Origin of the sequence: Archangium sp. (assembly GCF_036389735.1) — a bacterium.
In the GTDB taxonomy this organism is placed as follows: domain Bacteria; phylum Myxococcota; class Myxococcia; order Myxococcales; family Myxococcaceae; genus Archangium.
The window spans coordinates 1-16068 of sequence record NZ_DASVWK010000816.1 but is presented as its reverse complement, the minus strand read 5'-3'; the positions used below and the strand labels follow the sequence as shown (position 1 = coordinate 16068).

The window sequence follows — 16068 nt, the reverse complement described above, 5'->3', positions numbered from 1 at the left end:
GGAAATCCCACGCTGAGGGGTGACAACTTCGCGCGGCTGTGGTGTTGGGAGGCCAATCATGGCTTTCCCGCGTTCTCTCCCCCCCGTCCTGCTCGTCCTGCTCGCGCTTCCCGGCCTCGCTCGCGCGCAGGGGGTGCCCTCGACGGCCAGTGAGCCGCGCTCGGTGGAGGTGGAGCTCCAGACCTCCGACGCCGGCACCACCCTGTCCGCCGAGGACTCCCAGCGCCTGGGCCTCACCACCGACGGCGGCGTGGCACAGCTCGTGCCCCCCTCCCTGCTGGCGGACTCGCCCGCCGCGTGGCCCGAGGGCCTGGAGGGCACGGCCGGCGAGGTGCTGCTGGAGCTGCTCCTCGACGCGCAGGGCCACGTCACCGAGGTGAAGGTGGTCCAGGCCCCCGCGGAGGCGCGGCTCACCGAGGCGGCCCTCGCGGCGGCGCCGGGCCTGCGCTTCACTCCCGCCACCCTGGGGGGAGTGCCCGTGTCGGTGCGCCTGCCCTTCGTCTACCGCTTCGAGCCTCCCGCCGCGCCCGCTCCCGCCCTCTCCCGCCTCACCGGCGAGGTGCGTGCGCGCGGCACCCGCCGCCCCCTGGTGGACGCCACCCTCTTCCTCGATGGCAGCGACACCCCCGCCGCCACCACCGACACGCGGGGCCTCTTCTCCCTGGAGGTGCCCCCCGGCGCCCACCGCCTCGAGGTGCGCGCCCCCGGGCACAAGAGCACCACCTTCGAGGAGACGCTCGTCACCGGGCAGTCGCTCCAGGTCATCTACCGCCTGCAACCCGGCGCGGTGAACCCCTACGAGACGGTGGTGCGAGAGGACCGCCCGCGCACCGAGGTCACCCGCATCTCGCTGCACGAGCAGGAGATTCGCGAGGTGCCCGGCACCCTGGGAGACCCCTTCCGCGTCGTCATGCTCATGCCGGGCGTGGGCAGCCTCGCCTCGGGCATCTCCTACCCCGTGGTGCGTGGCAGCCAACCCGCCGCCACCGGCTTCTTCCTCGATGGCGTGCGCATCCCCATGCTCTACCACTTGCTGCTCGGGCCGGCGGTGGTGCACCCGGACTTCATCGACACCGTGGACTTCTACCCGGGCACGCCGCCGGTACAGTACGGCCGGGTGCTGGGCGGCGCGGTGGAAGGGCGCCTCTCCCGCCCGCGCGAGGACCGGCTGCACGCCACCGCGTACGCGGATCTGCTCAACAGCGGCGGCTTCGTCGAGTACCCCATCGCCTCCACCGGCACCAGCATCAGCGTGGGCGGGCGTGTCAGCTACTCCGCGCTGCTCGTCTCGCTGACGGCCAATGCCCTCAACCGCGAGGACGCGCAGCGGGTGCGCGCGGGCTTCTGGGACTACCAGGCGCGCATCGAGCAGAAGGTGGGCGAGGGGCGCGTGCGGCTCTTCGCGCTGGGCAGCTCGGACGACGTGGGCCTCAGCCCCGAGCTGCGCGCGGACAGCGAGGGAGGCGGTGTCGCCTCGCGCTTCCACCGGGTGGACCTGCGTGGCACGCACCCGCTGGCGGGCGGCGAGGGCGAGCTGGGCCTCACCTTCGGCTGGGACGCGCTGGGACTGGTGGGCGAGCAGACGCTGCGCCAGCAGCCTGGCAACACCCTGGTGCGCCAGCGCGTGGGCGAGTACGGGCTGAAGCAGCTGAGCTACGCGGCGCGCACGAGCTGGAAGCGGCGCCTGTCGGACTCGCTGGAGCTCCTGGTGGGCGGAGACGTGGAGCACCGACGCGCCGCCACTCTCCTCACCGGCAGCGCGCACCCGCCGGGCTGGCGGCCCGGGGAGGAGGAGGATCCACTCAAGAGCCCCTCCTCGCTGGCCACCTTCTCCGGAGCCTACGCCTCCGTGACGTGGCGGCCCTCGGAGCGCTGGTTGGTACTGCCCGGGGTGCGCGTGGACGCCTACCACCTGGTGCCCGGCATCACGCACACCGCGGTCGAGCCGCGCCTCACCGTGCGTCACAACGTCTCGGACACGCTCACCGTCAAGGGGGGCGCGGGTCTCTTCCACCAGCCCCCCACCGTCCTGCTCCACATCCCGGCGGTGGACACCTCCGGCCTGCGCTACGGCCTCCAGTCAGGGGCCCAGTTCGACGTGGGCGCCGAGTGGAAGGTGGCCGAGGGTCTGGAGCTGAGCGGGGACGCCTTCTACAACCCGCTGTCGCGCACCGTGGAGTTCGACCTGGCCGACGTGGCGGAGAACCGGCGGCGGCGCGACCTGGCGCTCGTGGACCCCGCCGCCAGCGGCTATGCGTACGGCTTCGAGCTGATGGCCCGCCACCCGCTGGGCCGCAACTGGTTCGGCTGGGTCTCCTACAGCTTCCTCCAGAGCAAGCGCCACGTGCGCTTCAACCGCATCGGCGACGACAACCGCGTGGTGGAGACCGTGGAGGGCACCCTCCCCTTCGCCTTCGAGCAGGCCCACGTCGTCAACGCCGCGCTCAGCTACAAGCTCGGCAACAACTGGACGCTGGGCACCGTGGTGCACTTCAACACTGGCCGGCCCGAGACGGGGGAGATCACCTCGCTCACCCAGCGCACCGTCACCGACGCGAGGGGTCAGGTCCAATGGGTGCGGGAGGATCTGGACCGTGCCGGGCGGCTGGCGCCCTTCTTCCGCGTGGACCTGCGCGTCGCGAAGTCATGGGCCATGAAGGACTTCACCCTCGAGGCCTACCTGGACCTGCTCAACGCCTCCCTCCAGCAGGAGGTCCTCGCCTACGACTACGCCCACACGGAGAACGGCCTGGAGCGCAAGCCCCTGGCCCTCCCCATCATCCTCCCGCTCCTCGGCGTGAAGGGGACCTACTGACATGCGCCACGTCCGTCCCAGTCTCTTCCTGCTTCCCCTGCTCGTCGTCGGCTGCCGCTACCCGGAAGACCCCGTCTTCGCGTACGGCCGCGCGCTGAACCCGGACGGCTCGCCCCTCGCGGGAGCCACCTTGAGCGTCGAGAGGGCCCCCCCTCCCGTCATCAACTACGGTGAGGAGCAGGAGGAGGAGCAGCCCCCCACCTTCAGCCCGTACGCGACGTTCACCACCCAGGCCAACGGCGACTTCACGCTCCAGTTCCTCACGGGCGACGTGGAGCAATGGGCGAGCGACTACCAGTACACGCAATACAACTTCCGGGTCTCGCTGCCCTTGAGAGAGGACGGCCAGGGCACCTTCGTCTCCTTCGCCTTCAGCGGGGACATGGAGCTGCCCCCACTCCAGCACTGGGATGCCCGCTTCACCGTGGCCGATGGCCCGCGGGGGCCCTCGCTGAGCTTCACGCCCGTGCCGCCCGCGGCCGAGCTGCCCCCGAGCGGCAAGCCGACCACCGTCATGTTCACCGAGCAGGGTGAGGACGTGACGCTGCAGGTGCCCACCACGACGCCCGAGCCCATCGTGCAGCTCTTCTCCGGCGGAGAGCGGCTGTGGCTGCAGTCACGGGTGAGTGCTCCCTGGGTGCCGGGCCCCTATGTGCTGGAGGACTTCACCAGCCCCGAGGCGCAGCTGCGCGCCGTGTCCCTGGGGCAGTGGACCTTCAGCCCGCTGGGAAGCACGGGCAGCCATGTCTTCTTCCGGCAGGAGTGGCGCACCGCCCGCCTGCCGCTGTCCGCTGGAGTCTCGCGGCCCGTCAGCCGTGGAGCCTCCTGCGAGGCCGCTCCCCCGGGCCCGTGTCCCTGGACGGACGGCCAGCTCACCCCGGTGGCCTTCACCGACACCGAGGGACAGCAAGAGATCGTGCCCTCGCTCATCGTCACGCTGGCCGAGCCCACGCTCCTCCGGCGCGCCGTCATCCGAGAGCTGGAGTACAACCCCGGGTTCGACGGCGTGGAGCGCGTGTTGCTGGAGGGGAGCGCGGACGGTGAGCACTGGTTCCCCCTCGCCAACTCCCTCCTGCGCGACCGCTCCCGCCGGGAAGCCATCCTCGACAGCATGAGCGCCGGCTTCGCCGACGACTCCGCGTGGGACTCGCCCTTCGATGGGAAGCTCGAGCTGTACGACAGGGCCCCGGTGTTCCTCGACCTGCCGCTGGAGACTCCGGAGCCGGTGCGTCAGGTCCGGCTCAGCGTGCAGCGGAACGGGTCCGCGGCCCCCATGAACACCCTGGCCGAGCTGTCCCTCTTCGAGTAGCGGGAGGGCCCGCGGGCCTCAGACGACGCCCTTCTCCTTCCAGGGGACTATCTCGTCGAGGGTGCGACCGATGCCCGCGGAGATGTCCTCGAGCGGAAGATCGTTGTCCTCGGTGCCGAAGGGATCCTCGATCTCGACGCCAATCTCCTCGATGCCGAGGAACGTGTGGGCCACCAGCACCACCACGGGCACCGTCGCCCAACCGAAGGTTTCCACGAGGGCGAACGGCAGGCCGAGGATGAAGAGGATGAGCGTGCGACGCAGGTGGAGCATGTACGCGAACGGGAGCGGCGTCTTGACGATGCGCTCACACCCACCCTGGTAGTCGATGAGCAGCTGCACGTTCTGGTCGATCTGGAGTTGCACGTAGTCGGAGATGAGCCCGCGGTGCCGGGCCTCGGCGAGGACCGCGGACATGCGCATCGCCACCGCGACCCCGGCGTTGCTCGAGGCCAGCACGCGCTCGAGCTCCGCGGCAGGCAGCAGGGCCGCGGCGGGTCCGAGATCGCCACTGCCCCGCAGGACGCGCGTCAACGCATACGGGTACACCACCGTCCAGGCCGCCAACCGGCGCAGCAGATCGACCGCCGGGATGTTCACCACCGCCGCCCGCAGGAGGTTGCGCGTCTCGTTGACGACCCCTCCCCACAGCTTCCGCCCCTCCCAGAACCGGTCATAAGAGGCATTGGTGCGGAACACGAGCAACAGGCTGAGCGCGGTGCCGGCCAGCGTGTGCCCGGTGGCCGGCACGTCGATCTTGTGCACGTACAGGTGGAACCACGTCAGCGCGACGGACCAGAGCGCGAACACTCCAATCCGCCCACCGATCTCCTGGACCACCCCTCCGCGCAGCTTGAAGAGGTGTCGCCACCAATGATGCGGATCGTACGGAATCATTCCCGTCCGTCAGAACTGCGCCGAGCCCGGCACGCGTGGGTACGGAATGGCGTCGCGGATGTTCTGCAGGCCGCACATGTAGACGATGAGCCGCTCGAACCCGAGCCCGAAGCCCGCGTGGGGCACCGAGCCGTAGCGCCGGAAGTCCCGGTACCACTGGTAGTGCTCGGGGTTGAGGCCGAACTGCACCATGCGCTTGTCCATCACGTCCAGCCGCTCCTCGCGCTGGCTGCCGCCGATGATCTCCCCGATGCCCGGTGCCAGCACGTCCATCGCCGCCACCGTCTTCCCGTCGTCGTTCAGGCGCATGTAGAACGCCTTGATCTTCTCCGGGTAGTTCATCACCACCACCGGCCGGCCCACGTGCTCCTCGGTGAGGTAGCGCTCGTGCTCCGTCTGGAGGTCGTTGCCCCACTCCGGCGTGTAGTCGAACTTCTTCTTGGCCTTCTTCAGGATCTCCACGGCCTCGGTGTAGTCGATGCGCTCGAAGCTCGAGTTGACGAACTTCTCCATGCGCTCGATGACGCCCTTCTGCTGGCGCTCCTCGAAGAACTTCATGTCGGGCGCGCACTCGGCGAGCACCGCCTTGAAGACGTACTTGAGGAAGCGCTCGGCCAGGTTCGCGTCGTCATTGAGGTCCGCGAAGGCGATCTCCGGCTCGATCATCCAGAACTCGGCCAGGTGCCGGGTGGTGTTCGAGTTCTCCGCGCGGAACGTGGGGCCGAACGTGTACACCTTGGACAGCGCGAGGCAGTAGGCCTCGACGTTGAGCTGGCCCGAGACGGTGAGGTAGGCCTCCTTGCCGAAGAAGTCCTTGCTCCAGTCGATCTTCCCGGCGTCGGTACGCGGCAGGTTGGCGATGTCCAGCGTGGACACGCGGAACATCTGCCCGGCGCCCTCGGCATCGCTGGCGGTGATGATCGGCGTGTTCACCCAGAAGAAGCCTTCCTCGTGGAAGAAGCGGTGGATGGCCTGGGCGGCGGTGTGGCGCACGCGGGTGATGGCGCCGAAGGTGTTGGTGCGCGGGCGCAGGTGGGCCACCTCGCGCAGGAACTCCAGCGTGTGCTGCTTGGGTTGGATGGGATAGGTGTCCGGGTCCTCCACGAAGCCGAGCACCTTCACCTCGTCGGCCTGCACCTCGAACGCCTGGCCCTTGCCCTGGGACTTGACGAGCGTGCCGCGGCAGACGACCGAACAGCCGGCGGTGAGGTGGAGCACCTCCTTCTCGTAGTTGGGCAACGAGTTCGGAGCGACCACCTGGATCGGATCGAAGGTCGAGCCGTCGCTGACGTTGATGAAGCTGATGCCAGCCTTCGAGTCGCGGCGCGTGCGGACCCAGCCGCGCACCTCGACCTTGGTGTCCGGGGCGATCGAACCTTCCAGCGCCTTCTTCACACTGACGACCTGCATGAGACCCTTCCTCCCTCCAACAATTCAGAGAACGCGGAGTTAGCCGCACACCGGCCCGAGGACAAGCCCCGAGATGAGCCTCCAGACCGGGAACCGACGCAATGCGGCAGGAACGGAGGGAGACCGGACCGGGGGGATCGTGGTAATCGCGCCCCCCTATGTCCATGCGTACCCTCTTCCAGCGCAAGGAGATCGCCGACCTGCTCCCCGAGGGTGAGTCAGCCGGCGGCCTCAAGCGTGCGCTGGGAACCGGCGACCTCGTCATGCTCTCCATCGGCGCGGTCATCGGCGCCGGCATCTTCTCCACGCTCGGCACCGCGGCCGCTGGCGAGGTGCTGCCCTCGGGCGAGGTGGTGCGGTACGGCGCCGGTCCCGCCCTGATGGTGTCCTTCCTGCTGCTCGGCGGGGTGTGCGCCCTGGCGGCGCTCTGCTACGCCGAGCTGGCCTCGATGATTCCCCAGGCCGGCAGCGCCTACGCGTACACCTATGCGACGCTGGGCGAGCTCATCGCGTGGATCATCGGGTGGGACCTCATCCTCGAGTACGCGGTGGGCAACGTGGCGGTGGCCATCGCGTGGGCGGGGTACTTCAACTCGCTCATCTCCCCCTGGGTCCACATCCCCGACTGGCTGACGCACGGCTATTACAATGTGCAGGCGAGCACCGACCCGGCCATCCACGGTCTGCTGGACACCGCGCCACGCCTCTTCGGCATCCCCGTGCTGGTGAACCTGCCGGCCTTCCTCATCGTGATGGTCATCACCTGGCTGCTGATGCGCGGGGTGAAGGAGAGCACCCGGGTCAACAACGCGATGGTGGTGGTGAAGCTGGTGGTGCTGGCCATCTTCGTGGGCGTGGGCATGCTGCACATCAACCCGGCCAACTACACTCCCTTCGCCCCCAACGGCTTCCGGGGCATCCATCAGGCGGCGGCCATCGTCTTCTTCGCCTACATCGGCTTCGACGCCATCTCCACCGCGGCCGAGGAGACGAAGGACCCGCAGCGCACCCTGCCCAGGGGCATCCTCCTGGGGCTGGCGGTGTGCACGGTCATCTACGTCATCGTCGGCGCGGTGGCCACGGGCCTCATCCCCTACCAGCAGCTCAAGTCCTCGGATCCCCTGGCCCACGCCTTCGAGGTGGCGGGGCTGACGCAGTTCAGCTGGATCATCTCCCTGGGCGCGGTGGTGTCGATGGCGGCGGTGCTGCTCGTCTTCCAGTACGGCCAGCCGCGCATCTTCTTCGCCATGGCGCGCGACGGCCTGCTGCCCCCCTGGGCGGCGAAGATCCATCCGAAGTACCGCACGCCCCACATCACCACGCTCATCACCGGCGTGCTGGTGGCGCTCGGCGCGCTGGTGGCCGATGACGCCGCCACGTACGACCTGACCAACATCGGCACCCTGTCCGCCTTCATGCTGGTGTGCCTGGGTGTGCCGATGCTGCGCCTGAAGGACCCGCACCGCCACCGGCCCTTCAAGGTGCCCTTCGTATGGCCGGTGTCGCTGGCCGGCGCCGGCGCCTGCCTCTTCGTCATGCAGGGCCTGCCGCTCCACGCCTGGGGGCGCTTCGGCATCTGGCTCGCCATCGGCATGGTGCTCTACTTCGCCTATGGCTACCGCCACTCGGTGCTGCGGCGAGGCAAGCCGCCCATCAACCTGGAGGAGCCCCCGGGAATCATCAAGTAACGGGCTACTCGGAGCGGACCACGGAGTCCTGGGGCAGGCCCGTCCGGAGTCGGGACACGGCCTCCTCCACGACGGCCTGATCCACGCTCTCCACCGTCACCTTCACCACGTAGTCCAGCGATCGGTCGAACGTCGGGTACGAGCCGATCGCCACGTGCGGCATGTCCAACGCGACCCGGTCCAGCATGGCCGCGACCGCGCTCTCGCCCAGGCGCAGGTACAGCACGCGCACGTGCACCGGCGTTCCGCGCAACGTCGCCAGCACCGCCTCGAGCTGCGCCCGGAAGAGCTGCGGCACCCCGGGCAGCATGAACACGTCCGCCACCGTCAGCACCGGGTACCAGCTGCCCGGCTGAGCGATGAGCACCGCCCCCTCGGGCGCATCCGCCAGCCGCAGGGCCTCGGTCGTCGGCGCGTCCACCGCCTTCTCGCGGATGAGCTCCACCATCTCCGGCAGTCGCACCACCCGGCGGCCCATCGCCAGCGCCACCGCCCGCACCGTCACGTCGTCGTGCGTGGGCCCGATTCCGCCGCTGGTGAAGACGTACTTCGCCCGCAGCCGCGCGCGCGCCACGGCTTCCACGATGACGTCCACCTCGTCCGGAACGATCTCCAGCGAGCGCAGGGGAATGCCCACCTCGCGCAGCCGCTGGATGAGGTGGGGACCATTCGCGTCCACCACCTTCGCCGTGAGGACCTCGTTGCCGATGATGACCGCCGCCGCGCCGGTAGGCTCCATGCGGCGGGGACTCTAGCGCACCGCCGCGCGGCCGGGCTTGCGTCCGAGCAGCTTGCGCACCTGGACGAGGCACGCGGCCGTCACCGCGTCCACACTCTGGTCCCCGTCGATGCGCACCACGTGCTCGCGCTTGCCCCGCAGCCGGATGGCCGCCTCGTACTGCTTGGAGATGCGCCGCTGCTTCTCTTCCGCGTCGAAGAGTTCCTCCGGCCCTCCCCGCGCCGCCCGCCGCCTCGCCGCCACCTCGATGGGCACCGTGACGTAGAGCGTCAAATCCGCCGGCACCGCGTGCGCGTTGATGCTCTCCACCCACTCCATGGGCAGCGACGCCCCCTGGTAGGCCAGGGACGACAGCACCGAGCGATCACTCAGCACCACCTGCCCCGCATCCAGCGCCGGCAGCACCTTGGCGCGCAGGTGGTCCGTCCGGTCCGCCGCGTACAGCAGTCCCAGCGTCTCGGCGGCCAGGGGCCCCCCGCCTCCGGGCAGCACCAGCCGCCCCGTCAGCGCCTGACGGATGAGCACGCCCACCGGGCCGTCCGAGGGCTCGCGCGTGGTGAGGACCGGGTGGCCCTCGGCCCGCAGCGCCGCCGCCAGCCGCTCCACCTGGGTGGTGGTGCCCGCTCCGTCCAGACCCTCGAGGACAATCAACCGCCCACTCCGCGTGGGCTTCCGGGCCGGGCTCACCGGGGCAGCAGCGCCGAGGGGTCGTCCAGCCGCAGCTGACGGCGCAGGTCCAGCATCGACTCGTAGCGCACCAGCTCGTCGGCCAGCACCGTGCGGCCCTGGCGGTAGCGCGTCAGCGCGTAGAGGACCAGCCCCACCGTCGCGGTCAGACCCAGCCACGCCACATGGGGCGCCTTCACCGAGTCCCAGAAGAGCTTGGCCGTCGCGCATCCCAGGATCATCGAGACGATGCAGGACACGCCCGCATGGGCGAAGAGGTAGGTGCTCTGGCGGGTGGAGAGCGCCTCCTGGAGGCGCTCGAGCTGCTCATGGAGATTCTGCGTATCTGCGTTCACGGGGCCGCGAACCTAGCGGAACACGGGAGCCCCGTCGAGTCCGCGGGCATCCTGGAAAGGGCTTTCTCTGGACTACACGCGGAGTGCCTGCTGAGACTCCCTTCCGCCTGCTCCCGGAGGAGCGGGCAATGGAGAGGTAGATGATCGTTTCGTCGCAGAAGAAGCTCGCGCTCCTGGCGTCGCTGGTCCTCGTGGCCTGGGCCGGACGTGTCGAGGCCGCCAAGGACTTCACCGTCCACACCCACACCGCGTCCGAGAACTCGTTCCTCGTCAGCTCCCATCTCATCGAGAGCAACGGCGAGATCGCCATCGTCGACGCGCAGATGTTCAACGACGAGGTGGACAAGCTCGTCGAGAAGGCCAAGAAGACCAAGGGGACGGTGAAGACCATCTTCATCACCCACGCGCACCCGGATCACTTCTTCGGCCTGCAGCGGCTGAAGGCGGCCTTCCCGGAGGCGCGGCTCGTGGCCACGCCCGCGACGGTGGAGGGCATGACGCAGGCGGGCCCGGGCATGCTCAAGTTCTACCGCGAGGGCTTCATGAACGGCGCGCTCGCGCCGAACCTGCCCACGGAGCTCCCCGCGCTGGAGAAGCTCGACGGCAACACGCTCAAGGTCGGCAACGCCGAGTTCGAGGTGCTCACCTTCCCCGCCGCCGAGGTGAAGGACGCGCACGCACTCTGGCACAAGGGCACGGGCACGCTGGTGGCCGGGGACCTCGTCTACAACAACGTGCACCTGTGGCTGGCGGACCAGGAGCCCCAGGGGTGGATCGCCGCGCTCGAGCAGCTCCAGAAGCTGCCCGTGAAGAAGATCTACGCCGGCCATGGTGAGCCGGGCGCCAAGGACCTGCTCAAGAAGAACCTCGAGTACCTGACGTTCTTCCAGAAGACGCGCCAGGGTGCGAAGTCGGGCGAGGAGCTCACCAAGGCGGTGAAGGGCAAGTTCAAGAAGTACCGCGTGCCCGGCATCGTGGACTTCGCGGCCAACAAGTACTTCCCGCAGCAGCCGGCCGGTAGTGGCGCCGCCGAGGGCGCTGCCAAGCCCGAGGGCGCTGCCAAGCCCGACGGCAAGAAGTAGCCTCGTCCGGAGGAAGCACGGCGACTCTCTGTCGAGAGGAGAGTCGCCGCCGCTGTCGAAGGTCAGCTCAAGGAGGCGGGCTCGGAGGCTTCCGCGGGAACGCCGGGCTGGTTCCCCATCCCCAGCCCGTGACGCCGCGCGGCCACCTCGACGATGCGCTCGATGAGCTCCGGGTAGGACAGCCCGATCTCCCGGGCGCCGAGCGCCACTTCGCTCTTCGCCTCGAGGTAGGGATTGGGATTCACCTCGAGCAGGTAGGGCTCGTTGGTCGCGCTGGACACGCGGAAGTCGATGCGGGCGTAGTCGCGCAGCTTGAGCGCACGGAAGGCCGTCACCGCGGCCCGCTCGATGCGGCCCCGCAGCTCGTCCGAGAGATCCTTGGGCATCACGAGCTGGGGGCTGCCGGGCGTGTCCGGGCCGAACTTCACCTCCCGGTCGGCGATCTTCATCCGCTTGCGGCTCCACTTCTTGCCGAAGTCGAGCTCCACCGCGGGCAGCACCTCGGGCCGGGCGTGCTCTCCAAGCACCCCCACGTAGATCTCCCGCCCCTCGATGAACTCCTCCGCGAGCGCCTCGTCGTCGTACTCCTCACGGATCAGCCGCACCCGGCGCGCCAGCCCCTCCATGTCCCGCTCCACGCCCAGGCCCATGGAGGCATCCGAGCGCGCCGGCTTGACGATGAGCGGGAAGGACAAGTCCCCGCTCGTCTGGAACGAGGTTCCATCGAAGGTGGCGAAGCGCGGGGTGAGCACCCCGTGGAACTGGAGGAGCTGCTTGGCCAGGATCTTGTCCTGCGCGAGCAGCAGGCCCGCCGTCCCCGAGCCCGTGAAGGGCACGCGCGCCAGCTCCAGCACGGCCGCGACGTTCACCTCCAACCGGTAGTCGTCGGCGAAGGTCTCGCAGAGGTTGAAGACGAGGTCGGCCTGGCACCGGGACACCTGCCGCACCAGGTCCGTGAGGCTCTCGTCGACGCGGATGTCCACGGGCGTGTGTCCCGCCCGCCGGAGCGCGTCGCACACCTGCTCTCTCACCGGATCGGGCGGCTCGTCCTTGGGCTGGTAATAGAGAACCGCGATGCGCAGGGGAGACAGGGCCATGGAGTCACTCCTCGAAGAAGCGGTCGGTGTAGAGGTAGTTCATGGACAGCACCGTCACGAGCGAGAACAGCCGGGAGACCGCCTCGCGACTGTCACCGGGATGGAGCGTGAGGCCCATGGCGGCGGTGCGCTCGGTCAGATGATCCACCAGCGCGCGCACGACGCCCCGGCTCACGCCCGAGTACTGGCTCACCAGGGAGAGCAGGCGCTGGCGCTCGGCCCGCACGAGCGTCTCCGCGCGAACGGGCGCCTCCCCGGGGCCCTCGAAGATGTCCTCCAGGGACTCGTCGAAGGCATTGCGCAGCTCCAGGTCCACCTTCTCGTCCAGCTCGCGCTGGCGGTAGTGGTCGAGGACCGTCCCTTCCATCTCCTCGGTGGTGAGGTCCGGCTCGGCGACCTGGACGACCGGAGGCGTGCGGCCCAGCCGCGCCACGATCTCCTCCACGTACTGGAGCTTCTTCAGGGCACCCCAGCCGTGGTAGCGCTTGCGCCAGTCACCGTGGGGGGTGAGCCATACGGCGAAGGTCTCCGCGAAGTCCTCGTCCGGGTGCTTCTGGGCGTACCAGCCCGAGATGTGCGAGACGTAGCGGCGCGAGAACGGCTGGGGCTTGTAGTCGTCGCGATAGGGCCGCGAGTAGTCGCCGAAGACGCGCAGCCACTCCTCTGTCTCGTAGAGCCGGTAGGCATAGTTGAAGGCGTGCCCCGCCTCATGCCGGAGGTACATGAGGATCTCCGTCTCGGACTCCGCCCCGCCCCCGAGGTCCGCCTCGATGGAGAGCAGGTTCGGGTCGGCCAGGTAGAACGGCAGGCCGATGACCGGGACGCCCGAGGGACACCCCCACTCGTCGGACAGGTAGCACTGGGGTTTGAAGGAGATGCCCTTGACCTCGAGTTCCGCGTGGAGCTGGGCGATGTGGCGCTCGAGCGGCGTACCGGACAGGCGCAGCGAGAGATCCTTGATGCGCGCCTTGAGCAACGCCTCGCGCTGGGGGGACAGCCGTCCGCGTCCCTCACCGTGCTCGGTGGGGTGCTTCTCACGCATGCCCAGCGGGTCTGGATGAGACGGTGGCATCATGCTCCCTTGAGGTAAGGAGCGGCTGCCTGGATGGACAGCTTGCCCCGCCCGAGCGGCGGGCGAGAGAGCGAGCCCACGTCCCAGCCCTCTTCCCCTGGCCGAGCTGGAACCCGAGGAGCTAGGCTCACGAGGATGAAGATCGCGCTGGCGACTCATCCTCGGGTCCTCCGAGGGACGCGCGAGCTGCGCCGGCTGCTGCGGGAGGCCGTCGAGCTGCGCGACCTCGATGTCGAGGGCTTCCGCCACTGGCACACCCGGCAGCTGGCCTCCTGGCAGTCGGACCCCGTCTTCGCTCAGCGCACCCGGATCCGTGACCTGCGGCGGGCCCACTCACGGCTCCACGAGTTGGAGCGGGCGTGCCGGCACGCCACCGCCGCGGACCGGGCCTCGGCGCAGTTCGCCCGTCTTCACCCGCTGGAAGAGGAGCTCTCCCGTACCGGCAAGGCCATCTCCGGGCTGAGCGCGGCGCTGGCGCGGTCCGCGCCGGAGAAACAACCAGGCCTTCGGGACAAGCTCGCCGCCTTTCAGGTCAGACAGCGGGCACTCCAGGAGGAGCAGGCAGAGCTGATTCGGGCGAGCCCCACGCGGCGGGAGCTGCTGCGGCTCCAGGAGGAGTTGCAGCAGGCGCGCACGAGCCTCGGACTGGACAGGGAGGAAGCGCATCTGGCCGAACTCTCGCGGCACCAGGGCCAACGCTCCGGGCACTCGGGCGAATCCTTCGAGGAGCTGGCCGTGAGCCAGACATGGCGCTACCTCGTCCCCGAGCTGGTGGGGAGCCAGGAGGCCGGGGCGAGGCAGCGGCTGCGGGTGCTCCAGGGCGTCACCCTGAGGGCGGCGCGGGTCGAGCTCGACCAGCTCGTCATCCGCCAGCCACGCCGCGCCGAGCAGCCGGTGGAGGTGCTGGCCCTGGTCGAGGTCAAGCGCAACCTCAATGACCTCGCCCACGGCTTCCGGCTCCGTCAGGAGAACCTGGCCTGGGTCAGGGGAGACGCCGGGCACTATGAGCCCGAGCAGTACCGGACCCGGTACTTCCGCTCCGGGCACTTCGACCGTGAAGCCGTGCACGAGGAGGACGGCGAGCGCTTCGTCTTCACGCGCGACTCCTTCCGGTATTTCCGGCGCGAGCCTGACGTCGGCCCGTACCTGCGCCGGCTGTGCTTCATCACCCGGGCGGGAAGCCTGACCGGAGTCTCCACCGCGACGCTCTCCCGCATCCGTCACCGGATCGCCACGGACGAGCGGTGGCAGCCCCAGAGTGAGGCCTACCTGCGCGAGTTGCTGCACTGGTGCCAGTCGCTCGCGGAGCCCCTGGAGACCCCGGACGTGCTGCGGCTGTACTGCTCGGTTCCAGGGCGAGCACGGCAGATCCTGGTGGTTGCCCGCTAATCACAGATCCGCGAGGGCCTCGCGCACCGCGCCCAGGTCCGCCGGCAAGTCCACCGGCGGGTTCGCCAGCCGGCTCGTCACTTCCTCCAGCGCCCCTCGGTGGTAGCCCACCTTGAAGTCCGGGAACTTCAGCCCGTGTGCCGTGGACACCACCGCCACTCGCGCGCCGCGGGCGATGACTCCCTGGGCCACCAGCTTCTCCAGCCCCGCCAGCGCCACGCCCGTGTGCGGGCACGTGAAGGTGCCCTCCCGGTCCGCTCGCGCCGCCGCGTTCGCCAGCTCCGACTCCGTCGCCTCCTCCACCACCCCGTCGAACGCCTTCAGCATCTTCACCGCGCGCCGGAACGACACCGGGTTCCCAATCTGGATCGCCGATGCCAGCGTGCGCTCGGCCTGCATCGGCACCAGCTCCGCGAAGCCTCCTCGGAAGGAGCGCACCAGCGGGTTCGCCCGCTGCGCTTGCGCCACCGCGATCCGCGGCCTCCGGGTAATGAGCCCCAGCGCCAGCAGCAGCTCGAAGCCCTTGCCCAACGCGCTCGCGTTGCCCAGGTTCCCGCCCGGAATCACCACCCAGTCCGGCGGCTCCCAGCCCAGGTCCTGGCACAGCTCGATCGCCACCACCTTCTGCCCCTCGATGCGCAGCGAGTTCATCGAGTTGGCCAGGTACAGCCCCGCGTCCTTCGTCACCTGCTGCACCAGCCGCATGCAGCCGTCGAAGTCCGTGTCCAGCGACAGCACCCGCGCCCCGTTCGCCACCGGCTGCACGAGCTGCGACAGCGACACCTTGTCCTTCGGCAGGAACACCACCGCCGGAATCCCCGCCGCCGCGCAGTACGCCGACAGCGCCGCCGAGGTGTCCCCCGTCGACGCGCACGCCACCGCCCGGATGGGCACCCCGCGCGCCCTCATGTGCTTCACCGCCGACACCAGGACCGTCATCCCCCAGTCCTTGAAGCTCCCCGTCGGCGAGACGCCACACTCCTTCAGGTCCAGGCTCGCCAGCCCCAGCTCCGCCGCCATGCGCGACAGCGCCTTGAGCGGCACCCTCCCCTCCCCCAACGAGACGATGTGCTCCACCGGCAGCCCCGGATGCACCCACTCGTGCTTGCCCCAGACGCCCGAGGCATACGGCAGCCTCGAGGCCCCGAAGCGCTGCTCGAAGCGGCGCCGCCACTCCTCCGCCGACACCGAGCGCAGCGCCTCCACGTCGTGCGCCACCTCCAGCAGTCCCTGACAGCGGGGGCAGCGGTAGACGACCTCCAGCAAGGAGGCGCGGAAGCCGCACCCCTCGCTGCAGGCATATTCGGCATGGAAGTCGGACGCGCTCATGGTGCTCTTACTCCGCCGCTGGAACGAGGGTGCCGCAGGTGACGCAGGCCCGGCCCGCGTGCGCGGGGGAATTGCACTTCGAGCACTTCGTCCGCTCTCCGGCGGGCACCCGCGCGGCCGCGGAGGCCTCGGGGCTCGTCATGCGCACCTTGGGCAGCCGCATGCCGCAGCGATCGCACACCGCCCCGGTCTCCTGCACGTTGCGGCAGTAGCGGCAGA

13 protein-coding genes and 1 pseudogene are annotated in these 16068 nt (G+C 69.6%); 5 read left to right on the top strand and 9 right to left on the bottom strand.

Going from position 1 to position 16068, the window contains the following annotated elements:
• The first annotated feature begins 58 nt into the window (after positions 1-58).
• Positions 59-2815, top strand: a complete 2757-nt coding sequence (locus VF794_RS29030) for a TonB-dependent receptor domain-containing protein (protein ID WP_331115984.1) — start codon at positions 59-61, stop codon at positions 2813-2815.
• Position 2816: 1 nt separating this feature from the next.
• Entirely contained in the window at positions 2817-4124 is a 1308-nt protein-coding gene (locus VF794_RS29025) for a hypothetical protein (RefSeq protein WP_331115982.1), read from the top strand.
• Between the two features lie 18 nt (positions 4125-4142).
• Here the strand turns inward: VF794_RS29025 and VF794_RS29020 are convergent, their stop codons facing one another.
• Both VF794_RS29020 and asnS read right to left on the bottom strand, forming a co-directional pair.
• On the bottom strand, positions 4143-5021 hold the full coding sequence (locus tag VF794_RS29020) for a bestrophin family protein (RefSeq protein ID WP_331115980.1): 879 nt from the start codon (positions 5019-5021) through the stop codon (positions 4143-4145).
• A gap of 9 nt (positions 5022-5030) precedes the next feature.
• Positions 5031-6431, bottom strand: coding sequence for an asparagine--tRNA ligase (gene asnS / locus VF794_RS29015; protein ID WP_331115978.1), 1401 nt, complete (start codon positions 6429-6431; stop codon positions 5031-5033).
• A gap of 158 nt (positions 6432-6589) precedes the next feature.
• Between asnS and VF794_RS29010 the strand changes: the two genes are divergently transcribed.
• The gene (locus VF794_RS29010) at positions 6590-8119 is read left to right on the top strand and encodes an amino acid permease (protein WP_331115976.1); all 1530 of its coding nucleotides are present in this window, start codon (positions 6590-6592) and stop codon (positions 8117-8119) included.
• 4 nt (positions 8120-8123) lie between these two features.
• Here VF794_RS29010 and VF794_RS29005 read toward each other — a convergent pair whose 3' ends face one another.
• Genes VF794_RS29005 through VF794_RS28995 form a run of 3 tightly spaced genes read right to left on the bottom strand, consistent with a single transcriptional unit; the run spans position 8124 to position 9880 of the window.
• Positions 8124-8858, bottom strand: coding sequence for a competence/damage-inducible protein A (locus tag VF794_RS29005; RefSeq protein WP_331115974.1), 735 nt, complete (start codon positions 8856-8858; stop codon positions 8124-8126).
• Between the two features lie 12 nt (positions 8859-8870).
• Positions 8871-9545: a dTMP kinase gene (gene tmk, locus VF794_RS29000; RefSeq protein ID WP_331115972.1), complete on the bottom strand. Its 675-nt coding sequence runs from the start codon at positions 9543-9545 to the stop codon at positions 8871-8873.
• A complete protein-coding gene (locus VF794_RS28995) occupies positions 9542-9880 on the bottom strand; it encodes a hypothetical protein (RefSeq protein WP_331115970.1) in 339 nt (112 codons plus the stop codon). The genes tmk and VF794_RS28995 overlap by 4 nt, the downstream gene beginning before the upstream one ends.
• 140 nt (positions 9881-10020) lie before the next feature.
• On the opposite strand from VF794_RS28995, the gene VF794_RS28990 reads away from it, so the two are divergent.
• Entirely contained in the window at positions 10021-10962 is a 942-nt protein-coding gene (locus tag VF794_RS28990; protein WP_331115968.1) for an MBL fold metallo-hydrolase, read from the top strand.
• A 62-nt stretch (positions 10963-11024) separates the two neighbouring features.
• Here the strand turns inward: VF794_RS28990 and VF794_RS28985 are convergent, their stop codons facing one another.
• Both VF794_RS28985 and VF794_RS28980 read right to left on the bottom strand, forming a co-directional pair.
• Complete coding sequence (locus tag VF794_RS28985; RefSeq protein ID WP_331115966.1) at positions 11025-12059, bottom strand: D-alanine--D-alanine ligase family protein; 1035 nt, start codon at positions 12057-12059, stop codon at positions 11025-11027.
• A gap of 4 nt (positions 12060-12063) precedes the next feature.
• The gene (locus VF794_RS28980) at positions 12064-13101 is read right to left on the bottom strand and encodes a putative zinc-binding metallopeptidase (protein WP_331115964.1); all 1038 of its coding nucleotides are present in this window, start codon (positions 13099-13101) and stop codon (positions 12064-12066) included.
• Between the two features lie 165 nt (positions 13102-13266).
• Between VF794_RS28980 and VF794_RS28975 the strand changes: the two genes are divergently transcribed.
• The gene (locus VF794_RS28975; protein WP_331115962.1) at positions 13267-14520 is read left to right on the top strand and encodes a hypothetical protein; all 1254 of its coding nucleotides are present in this window, start codon (positions 13267-13269) and stop codon (positions 14518-14520) included.
• Here the strand turns inward: VF794_RS28975 and thrC are convergent, their stop codons facing one another.
• A complete protein-coding gene (thrC, locus tag VF794_RS28970; protein ID WP_331115960.1) occupies positions 14521-15849 on the bottom strand; it encodes a threonine synthase in 1329 nt (442 codons plus the stop codon).
• Between the two features lie 7 nt (positions 15850-15856).
• Positions 15857-16068 (bottom strand): annotated as a pseudogene (locus VF794_RS28965) (hypothetical protein); the annotation flags it as partial.